Here is a 12201-nt window from a genome sequence, read left to right on the forward strand (position 1 = left end):
CCGGCCCGCCACCGAAGAGCTGCCCCCCGGGCCAGCCCAGGTGTTAGGAGGCGCGAGGGGCAGGAGATGCCGGGATGCGACAGCAGCCTAGAGGCGTCCCCAAAGGCCGTTATTTCCTTGCTTCTGGCCGAAATGGCGCTATATAGCGCGCCATCTCACACGGAAACATGGCTCACAAGGCCGTCCGGTGGCAACCGGGGCGTGAACGCTCCGTTTTGCTCACACGTTTCCGGAGGAACCAACCGGAGAATTAGAACGATGGCACTGCCCGATTTCACTATGCGTCAGCTGCTCGAAGCTGGCGTGCACTTTGGTCACCAGTCTCACCGCTGGAATCCGAAAATGGCTCCGTTCATTTTCGGCACCCGCAACAACATCCACATCGTCGACCTCGCCCAGACCGTGCCGATGCTGCACCAGGCCCTCCAGGCCGTCAGCGACACGGTGGCCAAGGGCGGCCGCATCCTGTTCGTCGGCACCAAGCGCCAGGCGCAGGACGGCGTTGCCGACGCGGCCAAGCGCTGCGCGCAGTATTTCGTCAATTCGCGCTGGCTCGGCGGCACGCTGACCAACTGGAAGACGATCTCGGCCTCGATCAAGCGCCTGCGTCACCTCGACGACGTGCTCTCGGGCGGCGAAGCCAATTCCTACACGAAGAAGGAGCGCCTGACGCTGCAGCGCGAGCGCGACAAGCTCGACCGCTCGCTCGGCGGCATCAAGGACATGGGCGGTCTGCCCGACCTGATCTTCGTGATCGACACCAACAAGGAAGACATCGCGATCCAGGAAGCCCAGCGGCTCAACATCCCGGTCGCTGCGATCGTCGACACCAATTCGGACCCGAAGGGCATCACCTATGTGGTGCCGGGCAATGACGACGCCGGCCGCGCCATCTCGCTGTACTGCGATCTCGTCGCGCGTGCGGCGATCGACGGCATCTCGCGCGCGCAAGGCGATTCGGGCATCGACGTCGGCGCCTCGGCCCAGCCGGTCGCCGAAGAGCTGCCGGCGGCGTCTTCGAGCGGCTTCCAGGGCCTTGCGGGTCCCCGCGGCACTGCCGACGACCTCAAGAAGCTCCCGGGCGTGTCGGGCGCGATCGAGAAGAAGTTCAACGACCTCGGCATCTTCCACTATTGGCAGCTCGCCGAGCTCGACCACGACACCGCGCACACGATCGGCGAAGAAGTCGGTCTGCCGAGCCGTGCGGATGCCTGGGTGGCCAAGGCCAAGGCGCTGACCGCGGAAGCGGAATAGTCAAAAAGAGCGATGGGTTGGCCGGATGGGATCCGGCCACCATTTCAGTTGACGCGAATTCCTGAGATGGACCGCGGCGGGGCGATTCGATGCCGCGCCGCGGCAAACCGGCAGGCACAAAGGATTTTCAACGATGGCAACGATCACAGCTGCGATGGTCAAGGACCTGCGCGAATCAACCGGCGCGGGCATGATGGACTGCAAGGCCGCGCTCACCGAAAACGACGGCAACATGGAAGCGGCGCAGGACTGGCTGCGCAAGAAGGGCCTGTCCAAGGCCGCCAAGAAGTCGGGCCGCGTCGCCGCCGAGGGCCTGATCGGCGCGCTCACCAAGGGCACCAAGGGCGTCGTGGTCGAGGTCAACTCCGAGACCGACTTCGTTGCGCGCAACGGCCAGTTCCAGGGCCTGGTCAAGATGATCGCCCAGGTCGCGTTCGACGTCGGAGCGGACGTCGAGAAGATCAAGGCCGCCAAGGTCGGCGACGTCACGATCGAAACCGCCATCAATGATGCGATCGCCACCATCGGCGAGAACATGACGCTGCGCCGCGCCGCCCAGCTCGAGGTGAGCCAGGGCGTGGTCTCGCACTACGTCCATGGTGCCGTCATCGAAGGCGCCGGCAAGATGGGCGTGATCGTGGCGCTGGAATCGCCGGGCAAGGCCGATGAGCTCGCAGCGCTCGGCCGTCAGATCGCGATGCACATTGCGGCCGCCAACCCGCTGGCGCTCGATCCGTCCGGCCTCGATCCGGCCGTGGTCAAGCGCGAGAAGGACGTACTGGCCGACAAGTACCGTCAGCAGGGCAAGCCCGAGAACGTGATCGAGAAGATCGTCGAGTCCGGCCTCAAGACCTACTACAAGGAAGTCTGCCTGCTCGAGCAGGCCTTCATCCACGACACCGGCAAGTCGGTGGCGCAGGCGGTGAAGGAGGCCGAGGGCAAGGTCGGCGGGGCTGTGAAAATCGCGGGCTTTGTGCGCTATGCTCTCGGCGAGGGAATCGAGAAGCAGGAAAGCGACTTCGCGGCCGAGGTCGCCGCGGCCAGCGGCAAGAAGTAAGCGCCGGAAGTTCCTTCCGGCGTGCCGCCGGAAGCGGCGCCCGGACAAGGAAAGTGCTCATGACTGATCCGGTCTATCGTCGCGTCGTGATCAAGTTGTCCGGCGAGTATCTCGCGGGACGGCAAGGCTTTGGCATCGATCAGCCGACCGTCGACCGGGTTGCGGACGATCTGATCGCGGCCCGCCATCTCGGCACTGAGGTCGCGGTCGTGATCGGTGGCGGCAACATGGTCCGCGGCGTCGAGGTCTCATCCCGCGGGGTGTCGCGCACCACCGGCGACACCATGGGCATGCTCGCCACCATGATGAATTGCCTCGCGCTGGAAGCGGCGATCGAGCGCAAGGGAACGCCGGCGCGGACCCTGTCGGCCTTCGTCATGCCCGAGATTTCCGAGCTGTTCACCCGCACTGCGGCACACAAATACCTGGCCGAGGGCCGCATCGTGCTGCTCGGCGGCGGGACCGGCAATCCGTTCTTCACCACCGACACGACCGCGGTACTGCGGGCCGCCGAGATCGGCGCGCAGGCGGTCCTGAAGGCGACGAATGTCGACGGGGTCTACTCGGCCGATCCGAAGCAGGATCCGACCGCGACGCGGTTCGACCGCCTGACGCATTCGCAGGCGATCGAGGGCGGTTACAAGGTGATGGATGCGACCGCCTTCGCGCTTGCCCGCGAGACATCGCTGCCTATCATCGTATTCTCGATCGCGGAGCCGAGCTCGATCGGCGCGATTCTGCGTGGCGTCGGCCACGGAACCATCGTCGCCGGCTGACGGCTCATCTGGCGCGCCGAACGGACGGTGCGGAGCGGTCGCCGGGATTTTGAAGGAGAAACGTGATGGCCACGGGTAATTTCGATCTCAACGAAGTGAAGCGTCGCATGCAGGGCGCCGTCGCCTCGCTCAAGCACGAGCTCGGCGGCCTACGCACGGGACGCGCCTCCGCCTCGATGCTCGATCCGGTGCAGGTCGAGGCTTATGGCAGCCACATGCCGCTCAATCAGCTCGCCACCGTCAGCGTGCCGGAGCCGCGGCTGATCTCGGTGCAGGTCTGGGACAAGTCGATGGTCAAGGCCGTCGAGAAGGCGATCGTGGATTCCAATCTCGGCCTGTCGCCCGCGACCGAGGGCCAGGTGCTGCGCCTGCGCATTCCCGAGCTCAACGAGGAGCGCCGCAAGGAGCTGGTGAAGGTCGCGCACAAATATGCCGAAGCCGCCAAGGTCGCCGCGCGCCATGTCCGCCGCGACGGTCTCGACGTGCTCAAGAAGCTCGAGAAGAATCACGAGATGTCGGAGGACGACCAGAAGCGTCACGCCGACGAGGTGCAGAAGGCGACCGACGGCACCATCGCCGAGATCGACCAGTTGCTGGCCGCCAAGGAAAAAGAAATCCTCACCGTCTAAAGCGCGATGAGTATCATCATCGCGCTTTAGACTATTGTTCGCGCATGATCTTGTCGGAAAACCGCTTCGCACTTTTCCGGATCATGCTTTAAGGCATCGCCTTCATGTCCAACGCCGCCGCGCCCGCAACGGAAGGACCCGACAGGTCCGAGGCGCCTGCGCATGTCGCCATCATCATGGACGGCAACGGGCGTTGGGCGGCCGCGCGCGGTCTGCCGCGTGCGGAAGGGCATCGCCGCGGCGTCGACGCGCTGCGCCGCGTGGTGCGCGCCTCGCACGAGCTCGGCATCCGCTATCTCACCATCTTCTCGTTCTCGTCGGAGAACTGGTCGCGCCCGGCAAGCGAGATCGGCGACCTGTTCGGCCTGCTGCGGCGCTTCATCCGCAACGACCTGGCGAGCCTGCATCGCGACGGCGTCAAGGTCCGCATCATCGGCGAGCGCGAGGGGCTCGAGAGCGACATCTGCGCCTTGCTGAACGAGGCCGAGGAGCTGACGCGCGACAACACGCGCCTGACGCTGGTCGTCGCCTTCAACTACGGCTCGCGGCAGGAGATTGCGAAGGCGGCGCAGAAGCTGGCCCGCGAGGTCGCCGAGGGCAGGCGGGATCCTGCCACGATCGACGCCGAGACGCTTGGCGCGCATCTCGATGCGCCCGACATCCCGGACCCTGATCTCATCATCCGCACCAGCGGCGAGCAGCGCCTGTCCAACTTTCTGATGTGGCAGGCCGCCTATAGCGAGCTCGTGTTCGTGCCGATCCATTGGCCCGACTTCGACAAGGCGGCGCTGGAAAGCGCGATCGCCGAATTTGCCAGGCGCGAGCGCCGTTTCGGCGGCCTGGTTGCGAAGACCGCCTCGTGAACGAACCCGATCCTGCATCGGCGGGCGCCAAGCCTGCCCCGAGCAATCTGGTGATGCGGGTCCTCGCAGCGCTGGTGCTGGCGCCGCTGGCCATCGCGATCGCCTATGCCGGTGGCTGGTTGTGGGCGCTTCTCGTCACCCTGGTCTCGATCGGGCTGTTCGCGGAATGGCTGATGGTGGTGGGCGCAGCATCGGCCGCGCTGACCGGGGCAGGGACGGTCGTGATCGCCATGATGGGAGCCTCCGTCGCTTTCGGCGCGCTCAAGACCTCCGTCGTCACCGGCCTCATTGGCGGTGCCATCGTGACGCTGATCGCCCGGGGCAAGTTCTTGTGGGCGGCGAGCGGGTTTGCCTATGCGGCGGCGGCGCTGCTGGCCTCGATCCTGGTGCGCAAGGATCTCGTCAACGGCTTCTCCGCGCTGATGTTCGTGCTGCTCGTGGTGTGGGCGACCGACATCGGCGGCTATTTCGCCGGACGCAGCATCGGCGGCCCGAAATTATGGCCACGCGTGAGCCCGAAAAAGACCTGGGCCGGCGCGCTCGGCGGCTTTGCGGGGAGCCTTGCGGTCGCGGCCGGCTTCGCCGCCTGCGGGATCGGAAAGCTGGTTCCGCTGCTGCTCGTCGGCGCCGTCCTGTCGGTGGTGTCGCAGCTCGGCGATCTCTTCGAATCCGCCGTGAAGCGGCGCTTCGGTGTCAAGGATTCCAGTCACTTAATTCCCGGCCATGGCGGGCTTATGGACCGCCTGGACGGTTTTGTCGCCGCCATCCTGGCGGCCTGGTTTATCGGCTTTTTCCGCCATGGTGTGCATAGCGCCGGAAGCGGTCTTATGGTTTGGTGAGGATATGAGCGCCGTTCCCTTGCGTAACAACAGGCTTGCTGCGTCCGAGATTCGCAGCGTCACGGTCCTCGGTGCCACCGGCTCGATCGGCGACAGCACGATGGATCTCTTGCGCGCCTCGCGCGAGCGCTACCGTGTCGAGGCGCTGACGGCGAACGGCAATGTCGCGGCGCTCGCCAAGCTCGCCAAGGAATTCAATGCACGCTATGTCGCGATCGCCGACACCTCCAAGCTCGCCGAGCTCAAGGCTGCGCTCGCGGGCACCAGCACCGACTGCGGCGCCGGCGAAAGCGCCGTGATCGAGGCCGGAGCGCGTCCGGCCGACTGGGTGATGGCCGCGGTCAGCGGCGCTGCCGGGCTGAAGCCGGCGCTCGCCGCGGTCGATCGCGGCGCGCATGTCGCGCTCGCCAACAAGGAGTGCCTGGTCTGCGCCGGCGACTTCTTCATGCAGCGTGCGGCAAAAGCCGGCGCCTGCATCCTGCCGGCCGATTCCGAGCACAACGCGCTGTTCCAGGCGCTGAGCTCAGGCAATCGTGACGAGCTCGTCCGCGTCATCATCACCGCCTCCGGCGGCCCGTTCCGGACCTGGAAGCCCTCAGACATCGAGCAGGCGACGCTCGAGCAGGCCCTGAAGCATCCGAACTGGAGCATGGGCCAGAAGATCACGATCGATTCGGCCTCCATGATGAACAAGGGGCTCGAGGTGATCGAGGCGTCCTACCTGTTCGCGCTCTCACCGGACGAGATCGACGTGCTGGTTCATCCGCAGTCGATCATCCACGGCATGGTCGAGTTTTCCGACCGCTCGGTGGTGGCCCAGCTCGGCGCGCCCGACATGAGGACGCCGATCGCCCATTGCCTCGGCTGGCCCGATCGAATCAAGGGCCCGGCGGCCAAGCTCGACCTTGCCAAGATCGGCCAGCTGACCTTCGAAGCGCCGGACTTCGAGCGCTTCCCCGGACTGCGGTTGGCCTACGAATCGCTCCGGACCGGGAAGGGCGCGACCACCGTCTACAATGCCGCCAACGAGGTCGCGGTGGCCGCCTTCATCGGCGGCAAGATCCGGTTCGGGGCGATTGCCCGGCTGGTCGAGGCGACCCTCGAGGATTGGATCAAAGGCGGCAACCAGGCGCCCCTGACCTCCGCAGACGATGCAATCTCTGTTGACCATGTTGCGCGAAATAGGGCTGCCGCCCTATTGCCTCAAATTGCCTTAAAGGCATCCTAGTTGGTTCGGGACCAGGGCCTTGCGGCGCTGGGTGAGGGAATTCGATGATCGACTTTTTCGTCCATAGTTTCAATACTTTGAGCCATGGGCTCCTCGGCTACGCGGTTCCCTTCCTGTTCGTCCTGACCATTGTCGTGTTCTTCCACGAGCTCGGCCATTTCCTGGTCGCGCGCTGGGCGGGCGTACGCGTGTTAACCTTTTCGCTCGGCTTCGGCCCCGAGCTGGTCGGCTTCAACGACCGCCATGGCACCCGCTGGAAGATCTCGGCGATCCCGCTCGGCGGCTACGTCAAGTTCTTCGGCGACGAGAGCGAGGCCTCGACCCCGTCGGCCCAGACGCTGGCGGCTATGTCGGCCGAGGAGCGCGCCGGCAGCTTCCACCACAAGAAGGTTGGTCCCCGGGCGGCGATCGTCGCGGCCGGACCAATCGCCAATTTCATCCTGGGCGCGCTGATCTTCGCCGGAATGGCGCTCTATTACGGCAAGCCCAGCACGATCGCCCGGGTCGACGGTGTCGTCGCCAACGGCGCGGCGGCTGCCGCCGGCTTCAAGGTGGGCGACGTCGTCATCCAGATCGACGGCAAGCCGATCGAGAGCTTTGCCGACATGCAGCGAATCGTTGCGATGAACGCCGGTTCGGCTCTTACCTTCCAGGTGAAGCGCGACGGCGCCGTCGTCTCGCTGACCGCGACCCCGGCGCTGCTGGAGCGCAAGGACCCGTTCGGCAACAGCCACCGTCTCGGCGTTCTCGGCATCGAGCACAAGTCGCAGGCCGGGGAGGCCTCGACCACCCCGGTCGGCGTCGGCGAAGCGCTCAAGATCGGCGTCGAGCAGGTCTGGTTCATCATCACCAGCACTTTCAAGTTCCTGGGCTCGCTGTTCGTCGGCCAGGGCAATCCGAACGAGGTCAGCGGCGTCCTGGGAATCGCGAAAATGTCGGGGCAGGCGGCCAGCGCCGGGTTCCAGTTCGTGATCAATCTCTGCGCGGTGCTGTCGGTGTCGATCGGCCTTTTGAACCTGTTCCCGATCCCGCTGCTCGATGGCGGCCACCTGATGTTTTATGCGGCCGAGGTGGTCCGGGGCCGGCCTTTGTCCGAGCGGACCCAGGAAATGGGGTTCCGAATCGGGCTTGGCCTGGTGCTGATGTTGATGGTGTTTGCGACCTATAACGACATCCTGCGGATGGCAGCTTCCTGATAGGGGCTTTTTTGTGGCGTTGCTGTTGAGCAACGTCTTGGAATGAAATTGAAATTACGGCGCTTTCGGCCGTTTGCGGCGTCGGCGAAATTGGCTACAAGCGGCCTGAACTTGGGGAATCTCCGGACCGGCGTTGGGGTTGGGTCTGGCAGGGAATGATAAGGGCGCGTTGCGCGATGAAGTTTGGACTGCGACTCCGGGGGGGCTTGCTCGCGACCCTGATCTTGTTCGGCGCGCCGGTGGTTGCCCCGGTTGGGGCTGTTTTCGTGTCTTCGTCTGCGCTCGCCCAGACCGTGCAGTCGATTTCCGTCGAAGGGAATCGCCGCGTCGAGGTGGAGACGATCCGCTCCTATTTCAAGCCGGGTCCCGGCGGCCGGCTGGATCAGGCCGCCATCGACGACGGCCTCAAGGCGTTGATCGAGACCGGCCTGTTCCAGGACGTCAGGATCAACCGCGGTTCCGGCGGCCAGCTCATCGTCTCCGTGGTGGAAAACCCGGTGATCGGCCGTATCGCCTTCGAGGGCAACAAGAAGATCAAGGACGAGCAGCTCACTGCTGAAGTCCAGTCCAAGGCCCGCGGCACCTTCTCCCGCGCCATGGTGCAGTCGGACACGCTCCGTATCGCCGAAATCTATCGCCGCTCCGGCCGCTACGACGTGCGCGTCACGCCCGAGATCATCGAGCAGCCGAACAACCGCGTCGACCTGATCTTCACGGTCGAGGAGGGCGTCAAGACCGGCGTCCGGTCGATCGAGTTCGTCGGCAACAATGCCTTCTCGTCCTACCGCCTCCGCGACGTGATCAAGACGCGCGAGACGAATCTGCTGAGCTTCCTCGGCAGCGGTGACGTCTACGATCCCGACCGCGTCGAAGCCGATCGCGACCTGATCCGCCGATTTTACCTCAAGAACGGCTTCGCCGACGTGCAGGTCGTCGCGGCGCTGACCGAGTACGATCCGGAGAAGAAGGGCTTCAACGTCACCTTCAAGATCGAGGAAGGTCAGCAATACCGCGTCGGCGCGGTGGATTTCCGCAGCAGCATTCCGAACTTCGATCCGAGCTCGATGCGCGCCTATTCGCGCCTCAATGTCGGCTCGCTCTACAACGTCGAATTGGTCGAGAAGTCGGTCGAGGAGATGCAGATCGAAGCCTCCCGCCGCGGCTATGCCTTTGCCGTGGTCCGGCCCGGCGGCGACCGCAACTTCGAAGCGCACACCGTGTCCGTCGTGTTCAACATCGACGAGGGCCCGCGCACCTATATCGAGCGCATCAACCTGCGCGGCAACACCCGCACGCGCGACTACGTGATCCGCCGCGAGTTCGACATCTCGGAAGGCGACGCCTACAACCGCGCGCTGGTCGACCGTGCCGAGCGGCGCCTGAAGAACCTCGACTATTTCAAGAGCGTGAAGATCACGACCGAGCCGGGCTCGTCGAGTGACCGCGTCATCCTGATCGTCGACATGGAAGAAAAGTCGACCGGCGACTTCTCGGTCTCGGGCGGTTACTCCACCACCGACGGCGCGCTGGCCGAAGTCTCGATCTCCGAGCGCAACCTGCTCGGTCGCGGCCTGTTCGCCAAGGCTGCGGTGACCTATGGCCAGTATGCGCGCGGCTACTCGCTGTCGTTCGTCGAGCCGTACCTGCTCGACTACCGCGTCGCGCTCGGCCTCGACCTCTATCAGCGTGAGCAGAAGTCCAACAGCTACATCTCCTACGGCACCAAGACGCTCGGCTTCTCGCCGCGCCTCGGCTTCTCCTTGCGTGAAGATCTCTCGCTCCAGGTGCGCTACTCGATCTATCGGCAGGAAATCACCCTGCCGGGCTACCTGGCGAACTGTAACAACGTGGTTGGTTCGGCGGCCTTCAATCCCAGCCCGGCCTTCTCTGCTGCCACCGGTATACCTCTGGATCCGTCCACCAACGGCCTCGGCTGCTACAACGATGGCGAAGCCTCGCTGCCGGTGCGCAAGGAGCTCGCCAACGGCAAGACGCTGACTTCGGCGCTCGGCTACACGCTGACCTACAACACGCTGGACAACAACAAGAACCCGACCGACGGTCTGCTCGTCGACTTCCGGCAGGACTTCGCCGGCGTCGGCGGCGACGTCTCCTATCTGAAGTCGGTCGTCGACGCGAAGTACTACACTCCGCTCGTGTCCGACATCGTCGGCCTCGTCCGCTTGCAAGGCGGCATGCTGAACAAGATCGGCACCGATCTGCGCATGCTCGACCACTTTCAGATGGGCCCGAACCTCGTCCGCGGCTTCGCCCCGAACGGCATCGGTCCGCGCGACTTGAACCCGTTCGGCACGCAGGATGCGCTCGGCGGCACCCAGTATTGGGGTGCTTCGTTCGAATTGCAGATGCCGTTCTGGTTCCTGCCCAAGGAAGTGGGTCTGAAGGGCGCCGTCTATGCCGACGCCGGCGGCCTCTACGACTACAAGGGACCGACGAGCTGGACCACCACCAACGAGGTCAATGCGCCGGGATGTATCCCGTCGAGCATCAATCCCTCGAGCACGGGGACCTGCACCGGTCTCGTCTATGACGACAGCAAGGTCGTTCGCTCGTCGGTCGGTGTCGGCGTGATCTGGCAGTCGCCGTTCGGACCGCTGCGCTTCGACTACGCCGTGCCGCTCAGCAAGGGCAAGTACGACCGCACGCAGGAATTCCGGTTCGGCGGCGGCACCACGTTCTAATTCGATCAGCACGGCACGATCCGGATCACCGGAACCGGTTTCGGAAAGGGATCGTGCCGATCCAGGACATGAGGCATGATGCGGCCTGACCGCTTCATGCCGAAGCCGGACCGCGACGGGGTGGAATGGCGCAGCCGATCTTCTTCACAAAGCCGCCTGCCGCAGCGTTGGCCGACATTGCCACGCTGACAAAGGCGCAGCTGGTCGACCCCGCGAGGGGCGGCCACGTCATCACGGGCCTTGCTTCGCTCGACGAAGCTGGCCCGATGCATCTGGCGTTCTTCGACAACCTCAAATACGCCGATCAGCTCAGGGCGACCAAGGCGGGGGCCTGTCTGGTCAGTCCGCGCTTCGAGGCCGAGGTGCCCGAACATGTGGCCGTGCTGCGGGTGGCGCAGCCATTCCGCGCCTTTGTCCGGATCGCGCGGGAATGGCACGCCGACGCGCTGCGGCCGCAATCCTGGGTCGGCAACGACGGTATCGCGCCATCGGCCATCATCGATCCCACGGCCCGGCTCGAGGACGGCGTGGTCGTCGACCCCCTGGCCGTGATCGGCCCGGACGTCGAGATCGGCAGTGGCACTGTGATTGGCGTCGGGGCGGTGATCGGTCCCGGCGTCAAGATCGGCCGGGATTGCAATGTCGGCGCCCGGACCGCTATCCAGTGCGCCCTGATCGGCAACAACGTGCTGATCCATCCCGGCTGCTCGATCGGCCAGGACGGCTACGGCTTCATCTTCTTCGGCCCGGAGGGCCATCTGAAGGTGCCGCAGACCGGGCGCGTGCTGATCCAGAACGACGTCGAGGTCGGGGCCAACACCACGATCGACCGGGGGTCCTTGCGTGACACCGTGATCGGCGAGGGGACCAAAATCGACAATCAGGTCCAGATCGGCCACAATGTGACGATCGGCCGGCACTGCCTGCTCGCGGCCCAGATCGGGCTCGCCGGCAGCCTGACCGTCGGCGACAACGTGGCGCTCGGAGCGAAGGTTGGCATCAACAATCACCTCAAGATCGGCGACGGGGCGCAGGTGACGGCGATGAGCGCGGTCAAGGACGACATCCCGCCGGGCGGCCGCTGGGGCGGGCACTTCGCCAAGCCGACCAAGCAATGGTTCAAGGAGATCATCGCGGTGGAGCGGCTGGTACGCGACAGCAAGGCCGATCCGAAGGACGAGGGACGGGAATGACGGCGGAATCACCTGTTAAGTTCGAGTTGGTGGACATCAACGCGATCCTCCAGACACTGCCGCACCGCTTTCCGATGCTGCTGATCGACCGCGTGATCAACATCCGCGCCGATTACAGCGGCATCGGCATCAAGAACGTCACCTTCAACGAGCCGGCGTTCCAGGGACATTTCCCCGAGCGTCCGGTCTATCCCGGCGTCATGATGATCGAGGCGATGGCGCAGACCGCGGGCGTGATCGGCATCAAGTCGGTCGAGGGCACCGAGAAGCCGCGGGCGGTCTATTTCCTCACCATCGACAAGTGCAAGTTTCGCAAGCCGGTACTGCCGGGCGACACGATCGAGTATCACATGCGCTCGCTCGGCCGCCGCAAGACCATGTGGTGGTTTCACGGCGATGCAAAGGTCAACGGTCAGGTCGTTGCCGAAGCCGACGTCGGCGCCATGCTGACCGATTGAGCGGCA

The 12201-nt window shown here is 64.9% G+C and carries 11 protein-coding genes; all 11 read left to right on the forward strand.

The features are described from left to right. The first annotated feature begins 258 nt into the window (after positions 1–258). The 11 genes from XF30_RS19710 (at position 259) to fabZ (ending at position 12195) form a co-directional block, all read left to right on the forward strand. The gene (locus XF30_RS19710; protein ID WP_036010040.1) at positions 259–1254 is read left to right on the forward strand and encodes a 30S ribosomal protein S2; all 996 of its coding nucleotides are present in this window, start codon (positions 259–261) and stop codon (positions 1252–1254) included. 133 nt (positions 1255–1387) lie between these two features. Further along, positions 1388–2311 carry a translation elongation factor Ts gene (tsf, locus tag XF30_RS19715; RefSeq protein WP_109143611.1) on the forward strand — a complete coding sequence of 308 codons (924 nt, stop codon included), beginning with the start codon at positions 1388–1390 and terminating at the stop codon, positions 2309–2311. 59 nt (positions 2312–2370) lie between these two features. Then, a complete protein-coding gene (gene pyrH, locus XF30_RS19720) occupies positions 2371–3087 on the forward strand; it encodes a UMP kinase (protein WP_109145781.1) in 717 nt (238 codons plus the stop codon). Positions 3088–3152: 65 nt separating this feature from the next. After that, on the forward strand, positions 3153–3716 hold the full coding sequence (gene frr / locus XF30_RS19725) for a ribosome recycling factor (RefSeq protein ID WP_025036556.1): 564 nt from the start codon (positions 3153–3155) through the stop codon (positions 3714–3716). A 104-nt stretch (positions 3717–3820) separates the two neighbouring features. Continuing rightward, the gene (locus tag XF30_RS19730) at positions 3821–4579 is read left to right on the forward strand and encodes an isoprenyl transferase (protein WP_036010029.1); all 759 of its coding nucleotides are present in this window, start codon (positions 3821–3823) and stop codon (positions 4577–4579) included. After that, positions 4576–5418 carry a phosphatidate cytidylyltransferase gene (locus tag XF30_RS19735; protein ID WP_109143612.1) on the forward strand — a complete coding sequence of 281 codons (843 nt, stop codon included), beginning with the start codon at positions 4576–4578 and terminating at the stop codon, positions 5416–5418. Before XF30_RS19730 ends, XF30_RS19735 begins: the two co-directional genes overlap by 4 nt. A 4-nt stretch (positions 5419–5422) precedes the next feature. Then, positions 5423–6646, forward strand: coding sequence for a 1-deoxy-D-xylulose-5-phosphate reductoisomerase (gene dxr / locus XF30_RS19740; RefSeq protein ID WP_109143613.1), 1224 nt, complete (start codon positions 5423–5425; stop codon positions 6644–6646). A 44-nt stretch (positions 6647–6690) separates the two neighbouring features. Then, positions 6691–7842: an RIP metalloprotease RseP gene (gene rseP, locus XF30_RS19745; RefSeq protein WP_036010021.1), complete on the forward strand. Its 1152-nt coding sequence runs from the start codon at positions 6691–6693 to the stop codon at positions 7840–7842. Between the two features lie 176 nt (positions 7843–8018). Next, a complete protein-coding gene (gene bamA / locus XF30_RS19750; protein WP_036010019.1) occupies positions 8019–10544 on the forward strand; it encodes an outer membrane protein assembly factor BamA in 2526 nt (841 codons plus the stop codon). Positions 10545–10669: 125 nt separating this feature from the next. Beyond that, positions 10670–11737: a UDP-3-O-(3-hydroxymyristoyl)glucosamine N-acyltransferase gene (gene lpxD, locus XF30_RS19755; RefSeq protein ID WP_109143614.1), complete on the forward strand. Its 1068-nt coding sequence runs from the start codon at positions 10670–10672 to the stop codon at positions 11735–11737. Continuing rightward, positions 11734–12195 carry a 3-hydroxyacyl-ACP dehydratase FabZ gene (gene fabZ / locus XF30_RS19760; protein ID WP_036010015.1) on the forward strand — a complete coding sequence of 154 codons (462 nt, stop codon included), beginning with the start codon at positions 11734–11736 and terminating at the stop codon, positions 12193–12195. Before lpxD ends, fabZ begins: the two co-directional genes overlap by 4 nt. Positions 12196–12201 lie beyond the last annotated feature (6 nt).

Source organism: Bradyrhizobium sp. SUTN9-2, from assembly GCF_003122645.1.
In the GTDB taxonomy this organism is placed as follows: domain Bacteria; phylum Pseudomonadota; class Alphaproteobacteria; order Rhizobiales; family Xanthobacteraceae; genus Bradyrhizobium; species Bradyrhizobium yuanmingense.

Excerpts from the sequence above, each read along its gene's own strand:
- lpxD (WP_109143614.1), top strand. The coding sequence starts at position 10,670 with ATGGCGCAGCCGATCTTCTTCACAAAGCCGCCTGCCGCAGCGTTGGCC.
- frr (WP_025036556.1), top strand. The coding sequence starts at position 3,153 with ATGGCCACGGGTAATTTCGATCTCAACGAAGTGAAGCGTCGCATGCAG.
- XF30_RS19710 (WP_036010040.1), top strand. The coding sequence starts at position 259 with ATGGCACTGCCCGATTTCACTATGCGTCAGCTGCTCGAAGCTGGCGTG.
- dxr (WP_109143613.1), top strand. The coding sequence starts at position 5,423 with ATGAGCGCCGTTCCCTTGCGTAACAACAGGCTTGCTGCGTCCGAGATT.
- bamA (WP_036010019.1), top strand. The coding sequence starts at position 8,019 with ATGAAGTTTGGACTGCGACTCCGGGGGGGCTTGCTCGCGACCCTGATC.
- pyrH (WP_109145781.1), top strand. The coding sequence starts at position 2,371 with ATGACTGATCCGGTCTATCGTCGCGTCGTGATCAAGTTGTCCGGCGAG.
- fabZ (WP_036010015.1), top strand. The coding sequence starts at position 11,734 with ATGACGGCGGAATCACCTGTTAAGTTCGAGTTGGTGGACATCAACGCG.
- tsf (WP_109143611.1), top strand. The coding sequence starts at position 1,388 with ATGGCAACGATCACAGCTGCGATGGTCAAGGACCTGCGCGAATCAACC.
- rseP (WP_036010021.1), top strand. The coding sequence starts at position 6,691 with ATGATCGACTTTTTCGTCCATAGTTTCAATACTTTGAGCCATGGGCTC.
- XF30_RS19730 (WP_036010029.1), top strand. The coding sequence starts at position 3,821 with ATGTCCAACGCCGCCGCGCCCGCAACGGAAGGACCCGACAGGTCCGAG.